Annotated in this window: 16 protein-coding genes; 6 read left to right on the top strand and 10 right to left on the bottom strand. The window is 60.0% G+C overall.

The window, feature by feature from the left end:
- The first annotated feature begins 15 nt into the window (after window positions 1–15).
- A complete protein-coding gene (locus Q1B40_RS10075; RefSeq protein WP_299813327.1) occupies window positions 16–1,539 on the top strand; it encodes a DUF5060 domain-containing protein in 1,524 nt (507 codons plus the stop codon).
- A 223-nt stretch (window positions 1,540–1,762) separates the two neighbouring features.
- Here Q1B40_RS10075 and Q1B40_RS10070 read toward each other — a convergent pair whose 3' ends face one another.
- From Q1B40_RS10070 to Q1B40_RS10055, 4 genes are all read right to left on the bottom strand, one after another.
- A complete protein-coding gene (locus tag Q1B40_RS10070) occupies window positions 1,763–2,290 on the bottom strand; it encodes an OsmC family protein (protein WP_299813324.1) in 528 nt (175 codons plus the stop codon).
- Between the two features lie 14 nt (window positions 2,291–2,304).
- On the bottom strand, window positions 2,305–4,239 hold the full coding sequence (locus Q1B40_RS10065) for a tripartite tricarboxylate transporter permease (protein ID WP_299813321.1): 1,935 nt from the start codon (window positions 4,237–4,239) through the stop codon (window positions 2,305–2,307).
- Between the two features lie 66 nt (window positions 4,240–4,305).
- The gene (locus tag Q1B40_RS10060) at window positions 4,306–5,379 is read right to left on the bottom strand and encodes a hypothetical protein (RefSeq protein ID WP_299813318.1); all 1,074 of its coding nucleotides are present in this window, start codon (window positions 5,377–5,379) and stop codon (window positions 4,306–4,308) included.
- A gap of 35 nt (window positions 5,380–5,414) precedes the next feature.
- Entirely contained in the window at window positions 5,415–6,284 is an 870-nt protein-coding gene (locus Q1B40_RS10055; protein WP_299813315.1) for a fumarylacetoacetate hydrolase family protein, read from the bottom strand.
- 90 nt (window positions 6,285–6,374) lie between these two features.
- Between Q1B40_RS10055 and Q1B40_RS10050 the strand changes: the two genes are divergently transcribed.
- From Q1B40_RS10050 to Q1B40_RS10030, 5 genes are all read left to right on the top strand, one after another.
- Window positions 6,375–7,103, top strand: coding sequence for a GntR family transcriptional regulator (locus Q1B40_RS10050; protein ID WP_299813311.1), 729 nt, complete (start codon window positions 6,375–6,377; stop codon window positions 7,101–7,103).
- The gene (locus tag Q1B40_RS10045) at window positions 7,100–7,846 is read left to right on the top strand and encodes a sulfite exporter TauE/SafE family protein (protein ID WP_068411829.1); all 747 of its coding nucleotides are present in this window, start codon (window positions 7,100–7,102) and stop codon (window positions 7,844–7,846) included. Before Q1B40_RS10050 ends, Q1B40_RS10045 begins: the two co-directional genes overlap by 4 nt.
- A 155-nt stretch (window positions 7,847–8,001) precedes the next feature.
- Complete coding sequence (locus tag Q1B40_RS10040) at window positions 8,002–8,979, top strand: zinc-dependent alcohol dehydrogenase family protein (RefSeq protein ID WP_299814887.1); 978 nt, start codon at window positions 8,002–8,004, stop codon at window positions 8,977–8,979.
- A 203-nt stretch (window positions 8,980–9,182) separates the two neighbouring features.
- Window positions 9,183–9,791, top strand: coding sequence for an NAD(P)H-dependent oxidoreductase (locus Q1B40_RS10035; RefSeq protein WP_299813306.1), 609 nt, complete (start codon window positions 9,183–9,185; stop codon window positions 9,789–9,791).
- Between the two features lie 3 nt (window positions 9,792–9,794).
- Window positions 9,795–11,792 carry a cation:proton antiporter gene (locus Q1B40_RS10030; protein ID WP_299813303.1) on the top strand — a complete coding sequence of 666 codons (1,998 nt, stop codon included), beginning with the start codon at window positions 9,795–9,797 and terminating at the stop codon, window positions 11,790–11,792.
- 7 nt (window positions 11,793–11,799) lie between these two features.
- On the opposite strand, the gene Q1B40_RS10025 is transcribed toward Q1B40_RS10030, so the two are convergent.
- The 6 genes from Q1B40_RS10025 to Q1B40_RS10000 are packed head-to-tail and all read right to left on the bottom strand — an operon-like array spanning window position 11,800 to window position 18,145.
- Window positions 11,800–13,149: a hypothetical protein gene (locus Q1B40_RS10025; RefSeq protein WP_299813300.1), complete on the bottom strand. Its 1,350-nt coding sequence runs from the start codon at window positions 13,147–13,149 to the stop codon at window positions 11,800–11,802.
- A complete protein-coding gene (locus tag Q1B40_RS10020) occupies window positions 13,146–14,684 on the bottom strand; it encodes a VWA domain-containing protein (protein ID WP_299813297.1) in 1,539 nt (512 codons plus the stop codon). Before Q1B40_RS10020 ends, Q1B40_RS10025 begins: the two co-directional genes overlap by 4 nt.
- Window positions 14,681–15,664, bottom strand: coding sequence for a VWA domain-containing protein (locus tag Q1B40_RS10015; RefSeq protein WP_299813294.1), 984 nt, complete (start codon window positions 15,662–15,664; stop codon window positions 14,681–14,683). Before Q1B40_RS10015 ends, Q1B40_RS10020 begins: the two co-directional genes overlap by 4 nt.
- Window positions 15,661–16,131, bottom strand: a complete 471-nt coding sequence (locus Q1B40_RS10010) for a DUF4381 domain-containing protein (protein WP_299813290.1) — start codon at window positions 16,129–16,131, stop codon at window positions 15,661–15,663. Before Q1B40_RS10010 ends, Q1B40_RS10015 begins: the two co-directional genes overlap by 4 nt.
- Window positions 16,128–17,132 (bottom strand): DUF58 domain-containing protein, encoded by a 1,005-nt coding sequence (locus tag Q1B40_RS10005; RefSeq protein WP_299813287.1) that lies wholly within the window; start codon window positions 17,130–17,132, stop codon window positions 16,128–16,130. The genes Q1B40_RS10010 and Q1B40_RS10005 overlap by 4 nt, the downstream gene beginning before the upstream one ends.
- Before the next feature lie 11 nt (window positions 17,133–17,143).
- Window positions 17,144–18,145 (bottom strand): MoxR family ATPase, encoded by a 1,002-nt coding sequence (locus tag Q1B40_RS10000; protein WP_299813284.1) that lies wholly within the window; start codon window positions 18,143–18,145, stop codon window positions 17,144–17,146.
- Between the last annotated feature and the right edge of the window lie 18 nt (window positions 18,146–18,163).

Here is an 18,163-nt window from a genome sequence, read left to right as displayed (position 1 = left end):
AGGGAGGGACGTTCCATGTCCAGCGCAACCACGATCGCACAATACGATATCTTCGAACACGAGATTAAGGCCGACATACCCGGCAATCCTTATCTCGACAACGAGTTCTGGGGTGTCTTCGCCCTGAACAACCGCAAGATCAGGGTCCCCGGGTTCTACGATGGCGATGGCGTCTTCAAGGTGCGTTTCAGCCCGGATCATCCCGGCAACTGGACGCTGACGACCGAGTCGGAGACCGCCGCGCTCAACGGTCAAACGGCAAGCTTTACCGCGACGGGGCCGCGTGAAGGGGTGCGCGGTCCGGTCCATGTGCGCAACCGGTTCCATTTCGCCTATGCGGACGGAACGCCGTATTTCCCCTTCACGACAACCTGTTACGCCTGGACCCATCAGCCGCTGGAGATGCAGGAACAGACCCTCAAGTCGCTGGAGGACACGGGCGCGTTCAACAAGCTGCGCATGTGCGTCATGCCGAAATCCTATCCCTACAACCAGAATGAGCCGCTGCACGACGTTTATGAACTTCGCGCAGATGGCAAATACGACCCGGACCGTCCGAACTTCGAGGCTTTCCGGCATTTCGAGAACCAGATTGCGCGTCTGGCCGAGATGAATATCGAGGCGGATGTCATCATCTTCCATCCCTATGATCGCTGGGATCACTGCATGTGGACGGAAGAGCAGGACTATCGATACCTGCAATATCTGGTCGCCCGCATCGCCGCCTATCGCAATGTCTGGTGGTCACTGGCCAACGAATACGACTTCATGCTCGACGTGAAGCCGATGGACCGCTGGGATCGTTTCTTCCAGATCATCGAGGAAACCGATCCGTATCTGCACCCGAAGTCGATCCACCAGGGCAATCCGGACTTGTGCTACGACCACAGAAAACCCTGGGTCAGCCACGTCAGCATCCAGCATTCCGATGTGTCGCAAACACCGGAATGGCGGACTCAATACGGCAAGCCGGTGCTCAATGACGAAATGCACTATGAAGGCAACATCCTGCAGTTCTGGGGCAACATCACGGCCGAGACCATGGTGCACCGCTTCTGGATGACCGTTCTGAAGGGCGGTTATGCAGGGCATGGTGAAACCTATGTGCATCCCCAGGACCTGTTGTGGTGGGCCAAGGGCGGAGAACTGCGCGGCCAGAGCCCGGAACGCATCGCCTTCCTGCGCAAGATCATCGAAGAGGACGTCAAGGAAGGCCTGACCCCGGTCGACGAGATCCCCGGTTTCCGCTCTCACCGGCTCGTCGCCGCGTCGAAGGAGGGCGACCTGACCTACGTCTATCTCGGCGAGCACCGGCCGGTCGTCCTGTCCACCGGCCTTCCCATGGAAGACGGCGACTACGAGATCGATATCATCGATGGCTGGAACATGACCATCACACCGGGCAAAAAGGTTCCGGCGCCCGTGCCGGTGGCCACCCGCCATGGCGCCATCACGCGCGGCGGAAAACCAGACGCGGCCTTCGGTGTCGAACTGCCGGGAAATCCGTATCTGTGCGTGCGCGTGCGCCGTCGCCGGTAACCGGCCTTAGCTAAAAAAGACGGGGAGGGTCACTGGTTGAGACCTTCCCCGCAAACCGCCTGTCGGCGGCACCCGTCCGGCGCGAGGGCTGCTCCCGCGCAGGATCGAACTAAAGTTCACCCGCTCCTTGTTTCCGGTAAAAGGCATTGGCAACGCCCCCAATCTCTTCCGGCATATCTGCGTTACCAACCGGTGCTGGACCACCCGAGGACACAAGCAGAGATCAGTCGACGTTCCCGCCGTATTCTGAAGCCGGTTTCTGTATCCATGTCACATCCATATCGACTTTGGCTGCGGCGAACAGGTTCATGACCGGACAGCGGAATTCGACATTCTTGCAAAGCTTTCGGAACCGGTCTTCAGATTCGTCGGAATAGACGGTGATGTCGAGCTTGCCACTTTCGAAATAGGGGCGGATGCCCGGCACGCCTTTCGGACCGCGCACGTCGATCTGGCTTTCGCAGGTAAAATCGACGCCAGCATAGTCAAAACTCATTGCCTTGGCGACACCGTTGATGATGACGCCGTCACAGCCGACCAGGGCGATCAACACGGTTTCGAGCGGGCTTGGGGCGGAGTTGGTTCCGCCGAGCGAGGCGGGCTCGTCGGTGTAGGTCGCCGCGAAGTCCCTGACCTGGATCTTGGTGCGGGTGCCTGCGGCGTTGGTTGCCTTCACATGGCGGACGCCGATCTTGCGTGTTTGCGGGTCGATGCTCGGTTCGATGATGTCTGCGTCGATCATATCGGACATGAAAGATCCTTCCGTCAGCTAAAGGGAATAAGGGCTCCAACGGGCGCGTCGCCTCGCAGGAGATCGAAAAGCAGCCGGATCACCGCGAAGACGGCCGTACCGTAAATCAGACCGGTCCAGATCCGCATGCGCGCCTTCACCAGCAGCATCCAGGCAATCAGGGCGACGGTCGGGAGGCTGAGACCGATGGCCCAGACCGCCACGGCGTAAAGGAACAGCGCAACCAGGACCCAAAGCTCATTCGCATCGCGGCTGAAGTCGTTGCGGTAGCCACGGGCACCGCGCACGAGCAGATAGAGTGCGAGCGGCAGTCCGGGCAGGATTGCCAGTCCCGGCATCAGGCGCGATGCCGGATTGAAGGAGAAGGTTTCCCAAAGCGCGTAGGCGAACATTACCGAGACGATGGCGGCCAGGACCAGCGCGATGCCGTGGCTCGGCGCGTTCAGCGTCGGCAGCGCATTCTCAGGCGCCGGCTCGGCTTTTCGGCCTCTGGCTCTCAGCCAGCGCACGGACGAGATCAGCATGGGAATGACAATGACCGAACCGATGATCAGCACGCCGGGGCGCGTGAGCCATGACCAGCCGTAGATCTGGTTGGTCAGCCAGAAATACTGCTCCATCGGCCCGGAGAGCACGAAGCCGACGAGAGCCGGCGCACGGGGCCAGCCCCCGTGTTTCATCAACCAGCCCAGACCGCCCAGGAGGAACAGCATGAAGATATCGCCCATCGTCGAGGTGGACTGATAAGCGCCGATCACCATGATCAGGACGAGCGGGGCGGCAATGATCGCGAACGGAATGCGTGTAAGACGCGCAAGGGCAGGGGTGATCGCAAAGCACAATCCGGCACCCACCACGGAAGTCAGGGCCACCGACCAGACGATCAGGAACATCAGGTCCGGGTTCTGGGTAATCATGCGCGGTCCGGGATAATAGCCGAACGAGAACAGGGCACCGAGGAATATGGCAGCCGCCGGTCCTCCCGGAACGCTGAACAGGAGTGTCGGCACCAGGTCGGAAATCACCGTGGCGTTGTTGGCGCCCTCCGACGCGGCGATGCCGCGGATCTCGCCCTTGCCGAAGCGCGATTTGTCTTTTGTCGAGTGAATGGCATGCCCATAGGCCACCCAGGTAGAGGCGGATGCCCCGACGGCCGGCACGAAACCGCCGAAAACGCCGATCACCGCCGCGCGCAAGACCAGCCACTTGGCCTTCCAGAAGTCCCGGAAACCTTCGCCCCAGTGATCGACTTTCACGCGTTCATGGCTGATGCCTCCGCCGGCGGCGAGCATCGAAATCACCTCGGCAACGCCGAAAAGCCCGAGAGCGACAATGGTCAGTGAAAATCCATCGAGCAGATAGACCTGATCGAATGTGTAGCGGAAATCGGCTGCCGCCTGGGCCGGGCCGACAACCCCCAGGAGAACCCCGAGACAGGCAGCGGCCAGCCCTTTGGCGAGATCCTTGCCGATCATCGATGCAGCATAATACAGGCCGACGAGCGCGAACATGAAGAGTTCGGGCGTCGACAGCATCAGCACGATCGGTCCGGCGACCGGGATAGCGACGAAGAGGATCGCCGCGCCGGTGAGACCGCCGACCATGGACGCAAGGAACCCGACGCCGAGCGCCCGCGATGCCTGTCCCTGCTTGGCAAGTGCATGGCCTTCGATCGCGGTCGGGGCGGAGGCGGGAGAGCCCGGCGCGCCGATCAGGACGGAGGTTATCGTGTCGGAGGTGTAGACAACCGAAACCGCGCCCAGAAGCATGGCGAGACCAGAATAGGGGTCGAGATAATAGATGAAAGGCAGAAGGATCGACACCGCCGCGACGCCGCCAAGGCCGGGCAGCATTCCGAAGACCATTCCGACAATCATACCCGTGAACAGCGCGGCCAGACGGACAGGGTCAAAGAGCGCTTCAAGCGCGATAAGCGCATTATCGATCATGAAAAGGTCCCGGGGAAAGGAAACCGCGTCTGGGCCATGTCAGCATGGCCCAGACATCGGCAGGGATCAGAATGTGACGCCGAACTTGCTGGAAAGAAGGTTGCGCAGGTAGTCCTTCACCTCGGCGCTCGGAGACAGCGCAGCCTTGACCGCGGCTTCTGTGTCCGGCCCGGCATTGAGCCGCGCACCATTGGTCACTTTCTGGCTTTCCTCCTGGAACTCCGGATCCGCATTGATCGCGGCGACCGCTTCGGCGAAGGCGTCGAGAACCTCCTGCGGTGTGTCCGGATGCATGTAGCCGGTCAGGCCGTAGGCATAGGTCACCGAGGCAATGCCCTGAAAGGCGTCCCATTCGATGCCTGACGGCGCCTTGCCGTTGAGTTCCTCATAGACTTCATAGACCGACGGCAGTTCCGGCGCGATCGGATCACGCGCTTTCAGGACGCCGTCCTCCATTGCACCACCTGTCCACAGCGGGACCGCACGGCCTTCGGCAACGGAAGGAACGACCTGTGTCAGATAGACCGGCGTGAACTGGTAATCGATGTTCAGTTCACCCTGTTCGAAGGCGAGCCGGACCGGACCGCGGCCGTTGAAACCGAGAACGGACTTCACATCGACATCGAGCACTTCGAACGACAGAAGACCTGGAAGGTCCGAGGCCGCTGCAGCGATCCCGCCGTAGATCAGCGGTACGCTTGAGTCCCTGATGCCGGCCGCGCTGGTGACACCCGTATCGGGCGACACATAGGCAACGGCGCTGAAGGGGTGGCTATAGGCGACACGGTAGTCGGCGAGTTTGTATTCGACGCCTTTCTGACCGAGAACGAATGGGTTCGCGGTCGAGGACGTGGTGAACAGGATTGTCGTGCCATCCGATTTGGCGTTCTGCTCGAACCAGTTGGCGCCGAGAATCGAACCGCCGCCGGGGCGTGACACCACATCGAGGTCAGGATTCCCGGGCAGATGCTTTTCGAGATAGGGCTCCAGGAATTTGGCCGACACGAATGTCGCGCCGCCTTCGCCGAACGGCACGACCACTTCGATGGTCTTGCCGGCGAATAGTCCGTCCTGGGCTCCTGCGGCCAGGGTGCTCCCCAGAACGATGGCGGCCGCAACTGTTAACCTCCGATTTTGCATGATTTTATTCCTCCCTTGGCAGATGCAGTTCTGGCTCAGCCGATCGTATTCTCGAGCGTTCCAAGCCCCGTGATGGTGACGCGCATCGTGTCGCCACTCTTCAGGTATTTCGGCGGATCGAAACCGATGCCCACTCCGACGGGCGTGCCGGTGGCGATGATGTCGCCCGGCAGAAGCGTCATGGTGCGTGACATGGTCTCGATGAGTGTCGGTATGTCGAAGATCAGGTCGGCGACCTTCGCTCGCTGCCGTTCCTCGCCGTTGATCTCGGTGACAAGTTCGAGCGAGCCCACATCGCCGATCTCGTCCGCAGTGGCAATCCACGGTCCCAGCGGACAAAACGTGTCGATGCCCTTGCCGATGACCCACTGATTATGGTTCTTCTGCAGTATCCGCGAAGTAACGTCGTTCACGGCCACATAGCCGAACACGTGATCGAGTGCTTCTTCCCTGGAAACCTGAAAGCAGCGCTTGCCGATCACCACGCCAAGCTCGCCTTCGTAGTCGGTGCTGTCCGTATGATCGAGCGACGCCTTGACGACATCTCCCGGAGCGCAAACGCTCGTCGTCGCTTTGGTGAAAATGACCGGGTGGGACGGCACGGCTTCCTTCGCACTGGAATCAAAGCCGCTGGAATGGAACTCCGCCGCATGGGCGTAATAGTTCTTGCCAACGCAAAAGATGTCGCGCAACGGCTCCGGAACAGGCGCAAGCAGATGAACCTCGCTCAGCGGCAAGCGTCTCCCGCCACTGGATGCCCATTCCGCAACAGCATTTTTTCCGCCCGAAATTACATTCAGTACGGCTCGCTGTGCGGTTTCGCCCTCAGCACATATCACCGCTTCGCCGCCATCGATATATCCGGCGGCAAGGGTCTGGCCGGTATTAAAGGTTATGAGTTTCATTTTCTCGACATTGTTAGGTTTTATCGATAATAATTATGATCATAGAAAATCCCAAGTGTCAATCAAAGCGCCAAGAACCGTGATAGACAAATGAAAACAGAACGTTATGCAGAAACTGGCGAACAGGACGTGGCCGATGGAGCGACACTCGCCGACGCCGCCTACGGACGGTTGAGACGCGATATCATCACGTCCGTGCGGGCTCCGGGTGAGCGCTTGAGGATCGAAAAACTCAAGTCGATTTACCAGATCGGACCGACACCGCTGCGCGAGGCAATGCAGAAACTCGCTCAGGACGGGCTGGTTGTCAGCGAGGGCAATCGCGGGTTCACCGTCGCACCGCTCGACCCGGCCGAGTTCAAGGACCTCAATCTGGCGCGCACCGTGATCGAGAAGGAGGCGCTCAGGCTTTCGATCGAACAGGGGGACGACGCCTGGGAGGCCCGGGTCGTGGCTGCGGGCTATATCATGGCAAAGGAGGATGCCGCCCTGATGAAGGCACAGGGACATGTGCCGGACAGCTGGGAGCGCGCGAATTCCGGATTGCACCTGGCGTTGGTCTCAGCCTGCGGATCCGCTTGGCTGCTCAAGCTGCGTGGCGGTCTGCACGATCTGTGCGAGCGTTACCGCCGGGCATCCGTCTATCAGAAAATAGGCGCCCGCGACCTGACCGCGGAACATGCCGCAATCGTTGACGCCACGCTGGCCCGAAACGCCGATCTGGCATGCCGTCTGATCGAGGAACATTTTGCACTGACCGCGTCGGCGCTTGCCGCCAGCCGGGAAAACGCTGGCACAGTCGAACGGGACAAAAAATGACAGGGTCTGTGTTTCTGTTTCTGATTGCGGGTCTTGTGGGTGGCGCTGTCAACGCGGCTGCGGGCGGGGCCAAGCTCTTCGTTTTTCCGCTTCTTCTGGCGACCGGATTGCCGCCTATTGCGGCGAATGTCACCCAGGGCGTTGCGCTCTGGCCGGCGCAATTGCCGGCAATCTGGGTTTATCGCCGTGAACTTGCAGGCGAGATGAAACGCCTCTGGCGCCAGATGATCCCGGCACTCGCCGGCGCTCTGCTCGGCTCGCTCGTCATGGTCAATTCCAGCAATGAAGCCTTCGTCAGGGTCGTGCCGTTCCTGCTGATCATCGCTGTGGTAGCCATCGTGTTGGGCCCCAGGACAACCGTGCTGATGCGTCGTGCCTTCCCCGGCGAACGGCTTGAGACGGCCGTCGCGGTATTGCTGGCGATTTTCGGCTTCTATGGCGGTTTTTTCGGCGCCGGTCTGGGCTTCATGCTTCTGGCTGTTCTGTCAGTCTCCTCGGGGATGGGGGTCAGCCATGTGAATGGCGCCAAGAACCTCTTTGCGGCAGCGATCCAGTCCGTTGCGGTCGTGCCGATGATGTTTTCGGGTCTGGTCGACTGGGTGGCGGCCGTCTGCGTTCTCGTGGGCGGTGTCGTCGGGGGCTATGTCGGCGCAAGCGTGACCAGGCGACTGCCTGAACCCGTGGTCCGCTATGGCGTTGCCGGCATCGGTCTCGTCCTGACGCTCTCCTTCCTGTTGCGTTGATGGTACGTCGAAACTCGGAAAGAACGGCGGAACGGGATCTGATTATATTTCATATCAGAATACTGAATTGGATATTCGGCCGTTTATATTCATAGGGGAAATTTTTAAATAGGGCTGACCAAACAATCCTATCCTGGAGAAGTCCTGTGAAAGCAATGATCCTCAACGAATATGGTGAGAGCGCCCGGTTTCAACCCGCCGATCTGCCCGAACCTGCGGTAAAGCCTGGACACGTCGTTGTCCGCATTGCCGCGACCAGCGTGAACACGGTCGACACGATGATCCGCCAGATGGGGACGGATTTGCCTCTTTCTCCAGCCTTGCCCGCAGTGCTCGGCATGGATTTCGCAGGGACGATCACCGAAATAGGGGAGGGAATTTCGGACTTCGCGGTTGGAGACGACGTCTATGGTTGTGCGGGCGGCCTGGCCGACCTGCAGGGAGCCCTCGCACAATATATGCTCGCGGACGTGCGTCTGATTGCACACAAGCCGAAAACTCTGTCAATGCGTGAAGCTGCTGCCTTGCCGCTGGTCGGCATCACCGCCTTTGAAGGCCTGAAGCGCGCCGGTGTGGCCACCGGCAGCAAGGTTCTGGTGCAAGGCGGCGCGGGCGGCGTTGGTCACGTGGCCGTACAACTCGCCAAACATTTCGGAGCTGATGTCTATGCTACAGGAAGCGGCGAACGGCAGCTCGCCGCCATAGAAAGGTTTGGCGGAACACCCATTGATTACGCGGCCCGGAAAGTTGAAGAATATGTAGCGGAATACACGGATGGGGCAGGGTTCGGGATTGTGTTCGACACTGTTGGTGGAGCCAACCTGACCAGTTCCTTTGAAGCCGCGGCGCTCAACGGCAACGTTGCCACAACCGTATCCCTTGTGGAGCTGGATCTGACGCCCGCGCATTTCAAGGGACTGTCGCTTCACGTTGTCTTCATGCTGATACCGATGTTGCACAATCTCAAGCGGGAAGACCACGGTGCTATTCTTGCCAGCCTTGCGGAAATCGCCGATAGCGGTGCCTTGAAACCGTTGCTTGATGACCAGTCTTTTGGATTTTCCGACGTCGGAGCCGCCTACGGCCGGCTGACCAGCGGCAACGCTATCGGCAAGGTTGTCGTGGAAATCTGAACCGCGCCGGGGAAGATATCGGTGCCGGTCACCTGTACCAATGCCCGCTTCATGCTGTCGTTTGGGCAGCATGAAGCAACACGTCTCTTCCGAAGCGTCAGCCTTGGTCCGCACAAAAATGACCCACCCTGATTGACCGGCAATGAGGTATTGGAGGACCTTCGGTTGGGGGCATTGAACTTCGCCCTGCGCAGGAGAGACCATTGGCCAGACTCATCGTGTACTACGTGCACCCGGGGCAACGCTTCAGCCGGGTGAACACTGCAATGGCAAAGGCTGCGCGCGCGGTCGGAGGCATTACCTTCGTGGATCTTTATGCCGAATATCCACGTCACGATATCGACGTGAACCGAGAGCAGCAGAGACTGCTTGATCATGACGTCTTCCTCTTTCAGTTCCCTCTCTACTGGTATTCGACGCCAAGTCTCCTGAAGGAATGGCAGGATCTGGTTCTGCAGCACGGCTTTGCCTATGGGCACGAAGGCGACAGGCTTTCCGGAAAGACCATGATGCTCGCGATCACGGCGGGCGGGCCGGAGGAGGCCTATACACCTGAGGGGTATCAGAACTTTCCGCTCAGGGTCTTCTTGACACCACTTGAGCAAACCGCGCGTCTTTGCGGGATGTCCTTCGCGGCACCCTATGTGCTCTATGGTGCAGTCAGGGAACCGAAGAACGAGGAAATTCAAGAACACGCCAGGGGCTATTCGGCCTTGCTCTGCGCAATCCGGGACAATCTCTACGACTTCACCTCAGCAGAGAGCCGGAAAATCGTTCAATCTGACGATCTACCTGTTTTGCAAAGATCCTGATCCATGGCCGATTTCCTCCTTGTTTCATTTGTATTTCTGGTCGCGGGGGTCGTGGCGGTACCGATCGCCACCAGATTGGGTCTCGGTTCGGTCCTCGGCTACCTGATCGCGGGAATCGTGATCAGCCCGGTTCTGGCTGCGCTTCATGTCGATGTAATTTCGGTCCAGCATCTTGCCGAACTCGGTGTGGTCATGATGCTGTTTCTTGTCGGCCTCGAACTTGAGCCGAAGGTGCTCTGGGCCATGCGGTCGAAACTGTTGGGTCTGGGCGGGCTTCAGGTTGCAGGCACAACGGCGGCGGTCATGGGCATTGCGATGGCTCTTGAGCAGCCCTGGAAAATCTCGCTCGCCATCGGCCTTGTCCTCGCGCTTTCATCAACAGCCATCGTCCTGCAGACCCTCAACGAGAAGGGGCTTATGCGATCAGAGGGAGGCCAGTCGGGATTTGCCGTGCTCCTGTTCCAGGACATCGCGGTCATACCCATGCTCGCGTTCATTCCCCTGCTGGCAATGCCGGATCTGATGGAAGCGTCCCAAGGTCTGACGGATGCATCCGCACATCTTTCCGATGCTGTGCAGGCAGGCGACGGTCGTCTGGTGGCGGAAAGCGAGGGCAGTGACCATGGTGGAGCCTTCAGTCTCGTTGCGGGATTGAACACCTGGCAGACCGCGCTGATGACCATCGGTGCCATCGGCGCGGTGATCCTTGGCGGTATCTATCTCACGCGCCCGGTCTTCCGGTTTGTTGCCTCGGCCGGCCTGCGAGAGCTCTTCGTTGCAACGGCGCTCCTGTTCGTGATCGGCATTGCGCTGCTGATGATTTCAGTTGGACTGTCGCCCGCGCTCGGCACCTTTCTGGCTGGCGTCGTGCTTGCCAACAGTGAGTACCGGCATGAGCTGGAATCCGATATCGATCCGTTCCGGGGACTGCTTCTCGGGCTGTTTTTCATCACCGTGGGTGCGGGGATCGATTTCGGTCTGCTGTTAGACAACGCCGGCATGATTCTGGCGCTCACCCTGGGGCTTATCGGACTGAAATTCGCGATACTGATGCTGCTGGGCTTGCTGTTCGGGTTGCCGGGCCGCGACCGCTGGCTGTTCAGCCTCGGCCTTGCACAGGCCGGTGAGTTCGGGTTCGTACTGTTGTCCTTCACCGTAGCCAACAAGGTCATTCCGCAATCGGTTGCCGATCAGTTGTTGTTGATTGTTGCCCTTTCGATGCTGCTGACGCCGGCTTTGTTCATCCTGCATGAAAAACTGATCTCGCCGCGCTTCACGAAAATTCAGGAACGTGAAGCCGATACGATCGACGAAGCAGGCGACGTCATCATTGCAGGTCACGGACGGTTCGGCGGTATCGTCAATCGCATGCTGAGAGCGGCTGGCTATTCCACGACCGTGCTTGATCACAACGCCTCGCATCTCGAATTCTTGCGGGCCCTTGGCTTCAAGGTCTTCTACGGCGACGCTACGCGCCCGGATATGCTGCATGCCGCGGGTATAGAAAAAGCCCGTCTGCTGGTCGTGGCAATTGACGGCAAGGAGCAGATCAACGCGCTGGTGGACTATGTCCGCAAGACCTACCCGCACGTCCACATCATTGTCCGCGCGGTCGACAGGAGCCACGTTTACGATCTTTTCGCGGCCGGGTGCAGCGACATCATTCGCGATACCTTCGATTCCAGTGTCCGAACCGGCCGCACCGCCTACGAAGCAATGGGCATGCATCCCTTCGACGCCGAACTGCTCGCCCGCAAGTTCGCCGAAGATGACCGCCATATCCTGCGCGAAATGGCCGAGGTCTATGACCCGGACATCCCGAACCACAAGAATGCAGCCTATGTCGAAAAATCCAGAACGCTGATGGCCGAACACGAGGCGCAGATATTCGGCAAGAGCCGCGCCTATGATACCCGCGAACACCGGGGCTGGTTGCCGCCGTCATCGGAAGATCTTGAAGACCTCATCGCCAGCCAGACGCAAAAGGCCGAGCCCGAATGAGGGCTGATCAATCGGGCTCGGGTCCGTTCACACCTTGGGCAACAGGATTCATGGGCGGGAGCTTGTCCCGGTGCCCGGATCGAACAGCCTTCGCAGTCCTGCGTCTGACGGCTCTCGCTGCCAGGGCGACGGCTTGCCAATGTGCAATCCTGTCGCGCGGGCGTCCCTTCGCGTCGGGACCGAAGAACCCGGAGCCCAGCCGGGTCATGGCTATGGTGAACTCCTGCCAGTCGACATTCGGGTGAAGACGGTCGACACGGCGCTTCCATGTGCCGGCGGAAAGCATTGCGCGACTGAAATTTCTGGTGCCTAGATCGCGCTTGAATTGCCGGTAAGCGTATGGTTCGGAGTTGATTATCCGGTCTCGCAATTCAAGAAACCTAGCCGATCGCAGGAACCTTCGGACGGAAACGACAACAACAACGAAGAGGGCCAGTGCGCTCAACCAGACGCCAGCCGATTTCCAGAAACCGGTGTTGCTGTCGTCCGCAGATTGCGGCTCCGCAATCGGCCCGCCCGATACTATGAGATCGATTTCGGGCAGCGTGACCGTTTCAACCTCGCCGCTATCGAGATTGTACCAGTCCAGAGACGCTGCCGGGATCGTATAGCTCCCGGCAAACTCGGCCATGAGTGTCACGGCCTCGCTTCTGCTGCCGCTGATGACGCCGCGGTCTTCGGTTTCCTCCAACATGGGGCTTTGCGCGTAGTCCGCCAGGCCATTCTGACGGGTGAACGGCGCCAACGGGGGCAGGAACATCGGAGATACGCCGGAGACCCTGGCGACCGTTTTCAGGATAAGCGCGTCCCCGGCGGCAAGGTTCGAAGGATCGCCCTCGACTGTTCGCTCAAGCGTAAGGGAGCGGGCGGCGATGAAGGGGGACAGGTTCTGCGCCTCTGACGGAACGACACCGGAGATCTCCAAGGCAGGCGTTTCTACCTCCACACGAACCGGTTCGCGCGTCTGCGGATCCGCATAAGTGACCGTCAGCGTGTCCTCCGGGATTTTGAACCGCCCGGGAAGCATCGGTGAGATGTGATAGGCTCGCGTCACGCCGGACCAGGTTTCCCCATCCACCGTTTCACTCGTCGGCCCGGTTCCTCGCGAGGGCACACGCACGATGACATTAGGCACTTCGAAGGTCGGAAAGACGGCCGGTTCGGGAAGCCAGGTCGGCACGAGAATGGTGATCCGGAGAACCAGTGCCTGACCGGGTATCGTGCGCGTCTCGTTCAGATCCGTTCTGACAATCGGCGCGACCGGCGTCTTGGTCTGTTCCTGGGCCTGTTCCTGGCCCTGAGCATGACCGAAAATCAGGAAAAACAGCGGTAACGTGAAGGCAAACAGCCGTCTCATCGGGTGCTCCTGGCAGCTTCCAGGGCGAAACGGGACTTCAGGAAATCGCCGGTGCGCGTGTCCACGGTGCGCATCCAGGCTTCCGCGGTTTCAGGAACGATCTCGCCGGTTGGCTGTTGCGCTTCGCTCTGCGCACCGCGCCCGGCGTGATTGTCGAACACGACATCGTCGGCGCCCATGCCGCTTTCTTCGCCGGTATCCGACTGTTCGCGTGTTGTCTCGATATAATCGAGAATGTGTTTCGCGAGTTCCAGATTGTTCTGAGCCGCAGCATTGTCAGGGTCTCTTTCCACGGCCTTTTCGAAGGCGGTAATCGCTTCTCTATATTTGCGCGAGCGGATGAGCGACAGGCCTTCGCCCATGGCGGCATTGGAACCTTCCTGCCATGCATACAGCTCGGCCGAGGTTTCATAGCGTCCGGCGCGGAAAAGAACGTAGGCTTTCCATTTGGGATCCTCGAACAGGCTCGCCGCCTTGTCGAAATCCCTGGCTTCAAACGCCAGACGTCCTTGCTGATCCGGTGTCAGGAACCAGTCCCGCCATCCATCGGCACGCACAATCCCGGGAGAAAACGCGATCAGGGCGGCGATGAACCAGGCAGACCACTGCATTGTCCAGCCACGCCGGAACCACAACAGAGCGATCAAAGCCGCCGGGACCGCGAATACCCAGCCCTGATCCTTCCAGTTCTGCCGTTCGTCCCTGGAAAGAGCTTCCCTGTAGGAAGCCTCGATCCGGCGCATGACCTGACTGACGTCGGAACTATCGACTGTGAGGTCGACAAGGGTGGCTGCGGGGACTGCTTCCAATGCGGAGCGGGTGGCCTCATCCCGTCCGATCTGCCAGAAAACGACCGGAGCGCCGCCATCAGTCGATTGTTCCGCGAACAAAGGTCCGTCGGCATCCGTCAATCGGTCGAGAACAAACAGGACAGAACCTGGCATGTCCTGTTTGCCGAGAATGTCGTTGGCCATGAGAAGGGCCGGGGAGGCGGATTCACCGTCTCGCGGCATGACATCGGGAGACAGCCCTTCAAGAAACGGCTTGAGCACGGCCGGGTCTTCCGTCAGGGGCACGACTTGATGGGTTGTTCCGGCATAGGCGATCAGCGCGGTTTTGGCGCCGGAACGGCGTTCAAGAAGGTCGCTTATCTTCTGTTTGGCGCGTTCCAGCCGATTGGGTGGAATATCCGATTGCATCATGCTGCCGGTGACCTTCAGCGCCACGACCAGAGGTGCAGTGTCCGCGACCAGTGGATCGGGCAGACGAGACCACGTCGGGCCAGCCGCTCCCAGCAGCATCAGCATGATCGCGGCACTGACACCGTCAATGGGGAGCAGGCGCACACCCGGCTCGGCGCCCACGCTCAAGGCTTCTGCGAGATGAGGCGCGATACCGGCCGGCAGGGTCTCCCTTGTCTTCCCGAAGCGGCGCACGGTCCACCATAGTACGGCAATGAAGGGCAATCCGGCCAACCACCAGGGACGGATGAAATGAAAAAGCGACAAGGCGTCGGAAAGCTGATCCGGCATCATGCCTCCCTCCGCCGATACGCCGAAATCTGGAGAAAGGCGACAGTCAGAAACCCGACAAGCGCAGCGGCCGCCAGCAAAAGATGACTGAGAGACTGCCTCGGGCGATAGCTTTGTGTTTCGACCTCGCGCGGAAGCTGTTCGGCGACTCTGGTGTAGATCTCCGCCAGGGCCTCCTCGCTGCCGGCGAACTGATATGTTCCACCGGCTGCGGACGCAATGGCCTCAAGCGTCTTCTCGTCGAGCCTCTGATCGCCGCTCCCTTCCGGGTCACCTACACCGATCGTCAGAATATCGATGCCGTATTGTGCGGCGATGGACGCCGCATTTACCGGTGTCATCCGGCTGCCGGTATCGCCGCCATCGCTGAGGACGATCAGAAGGCGTTCGTCTATTTCGCTGGCCTGAAAGGTCGCAATCGCAAGACCTATCGCATCGCCGAGCGCGGTATGCGGCCCGGCCATGCCGACTTCGGTCTGGTCCAGCAGCGCCCGTACGGATCCCAGATCCTCGGTGAAGGGGGCCTGCACAAAAGCTTTGGTTCCAAACACGATGAGAGCAACACGATCATCCTCGCGGGTAGAGATAAATTCTCCCACCACGGCCTTCACCGCCTCCAGCCGTTGGGTGCGAGTGCCGTCAAGCGCAGGGAAATCCCGTTGGTCCATCGAACCGGACAAGTCGATGGACAGCATGATGTCGCGGGCGGATTTTTCCACCACGACGGGGTCACCGACCTTTTCGGGCTGTGCCAATGCCACCACAAGCAGACCCCAGATCGCCGCCGCCGATATCATCTGCAGGATCGAACGACGAAAGATGACCGATCCGGTGGAGGGGGTGAGGCCGGTGGCGACAACGATCTTGCGGAAAAATGGAAACCGTGTCCCCGGAACCTGTTTCCTGTGCGCAGGCAGGAGGTAGAAAACCGCGAGCGGGAGCGGCAGCAGCAACAGGACGAGCGGGAAGGCGAGGTCGATCATGCTCTGGGCCCGCGATGCTTGCGTATCCAGGTGCGAACGAGAGCCTTCAGGGAAGTTTCCTTTTGACCCGCAGCATAGGGCGCGCTCGCCAGTTGTTGCCCCGGGCCCGCCGAAAACCCGCTGCCGCCATAAGCGCGGTCCAGAAACGTCAGCCAAGTCCTGCCGTGCAATGACGCGACTTCGTTTCGCGGGAAGGCAACCAGCGCCGTCCGGCGTACAAGCGTTGCCAGGTGGGCCGCATCGTCCGGGTAGTCCCGCAGTTCGCGCAGGGCCTGACGGCGATAGGCATTTTTCCGACGATGTCTCAGGAATTGCCAGACAAGGGCGGACAGACCAAGCAGAAGGGCCAATCCCAGCCAGATCCAACCGGCGGTCTGGGGAAACATGGAGATCGTTGGAGGTTCTTGCACGGGCTCAAGCAGATCCATCAGATCGACCAGATTCAGGCTTTTCCAATCGTCCTTCATCTACGGCGTTTCCGGATTGAAACGCGATGACCGGTCAGGCGAAGGATCTGGGGAAGGGTATCTTCCCCGCTGTCGAGCGGCAAAATGGGCACCCCGAAGCGCCGTTGCCAGGAAAGCAGCTTGCTCAGCCGTTCGCTGGCGAATGTCTTGAGCGACTGCTTGGTCTGGTGACTTGAGGTGTCGAGTTCCGCCTGCAGGCTTCCGTCCGAGACAACCAGTTTGACCCCTTCAGGGATATCACGGGAGATCGGATCGGTGACGGGGCACAGAACCACGTCGTTGTGTCGTGACAGCGTTCCGATCAATTTCTCCGTCAGTGCATCGATCTCGTCGAAATCACTGATGATGACGATGAGGTGGTTCCGCCTGGCGATCCGGAGCGCGGATGCGAGCGGTTGATTGAGCGACATGGCCGGGTCCACGGCAGGTGCATCCGCGGCAAGCGCATGGTTTGCCCGCTCAAGGGCCAGCAGAAACCGGTCAAGCGCCTGACGGCTTTTCCTTGGCCGCAGTTCCCCCACGGTCTCATCGCCAAAGACGATACCGCCGATACGGTCTCCCTGATCGAGAACCCTGAATGCGATCAGTGCAGCGGCCTCGGCTGCGGTGACCGATTTCATGTTGTGGCGTGTACCGAAAAACATCGACATGCGCTGGTCGACCAGGAGCAGCACCGGGCGGTCGCGTTCTTCGGTGAAGACCCGGATATGCGGAGATCCGGTGCGGGCCGTCACATTCCAGTCAATCGTTCTGGGATCGTCGCCCGGCAGGTATCCGCGCAGTTCCTCGAAGTTCAGACCCCGGCCGCGTAGCCGGGAGGCATGCCTGCCGTTCAACACGCTGGCGGCCGGCTGCTCAGGCAAAAGACGCAGGCTGCGCCCCTGAAACTCGAGCGCGCGCAGGCCGGATCGGGTGACGTGGATGCGTGGATCGTCGTCCGCACGAACGGTGTCCTGCCTGACGGTCAGGCCAACACGGGTTCTGGCGGCATGATCTCGCATCTTCCTTGCCTTCAGGTCATGGCGACTTGCGCCGCAATGTCCTCAATGACCCTGTCCGGGGACAGGCCGTCACCGTCTGCTTCGAAACTGAGGGAGAGCCTGTGCCGGAAGACATCGTTCAGGATGGACCGGACGTCGACGGGATCGACATAATCACGGCCCTTCAACCAGGCATGGGTCCGGCTGCATTTGTCGAGTGCGATGGACGCGCGCGGACTGACACCGATTTCAATACAGCGGGCAAGGTCCTCCGAATAAAGCTCCGGCGTGCGGGTCGCCTGAACAAGATCGGCCATATAGCGTTCGATGGCTTCGGACACATGCAATCCGGCGATTTCGGCACGGGCGGCGAATACGACATCTCTTGATATCGGCGCAGGGCGCTCCTTGGCGGGAGCGGTCTCGCCATCATCGTTTTTTGCAAGCGCCGCCTGTTCTTCGCCGCGCACCAGACGGATGACCTTCACCTCATCCTCCACCGGCGGATATGTGATCATCACATGCATCAGGAAGCGGTCCATCTGGGCCTCGGGCAGGGGATAGGTTCCTTCCTGCTCGACCGGGTTCTGCGTTGCCATGACCATGAACAGGGGCTCCATCACATGCGTGGTTCCCGACACCGTCACCTGGCGTTCTTCCATGGCCTCAAGCAGCGCAGCCTGCACTTTCGCCGGCGCGCGGTTGATCTCGTCGGCCAGCACGATATTGGCGAAGATCGGTCCCTTTTCGAAGCGGAACGTGCCGGTTCCGCCCGACTGGTGATAGACCTCCGTCCCGGTCACGTCGGACGGCAGCAGGTCAGGCGTGAACTGGATTCGGCTGAAATGCGCGTCGATGTTTTTTGCCAACGCCTTGATCGCACGGGTTTTGGCAAGACCCGGCAGGCCTTCGACCAGAAGGTTACCATTGGCAAGCAAGCCGATCACCAGCCGGTCGATGACGCCCTCCTGGCCAATGATCGACTGCTGCATCCGGGCTTTCAGATCGAGAACCTGATCAAGCGTATCTGTCATGCGGGCGGTATCCGATGC

Origin of the sequence: uncultured Roseibium sp., from assembly GCF_947496995.1 — a bacterium.
In the GTDB taxonomy this organism is placed as follows: domain Bacteria; phylum Pseudomonadota; class Alphaproteobacteria; order Rhizobiales; family Stappiaceae; genus Roseibium.
The sequence above is the reverse complement of the archived record's forward strand: the minus strand, read 5'-3'. Positions and strand labels throughout refer to the sequence as shown.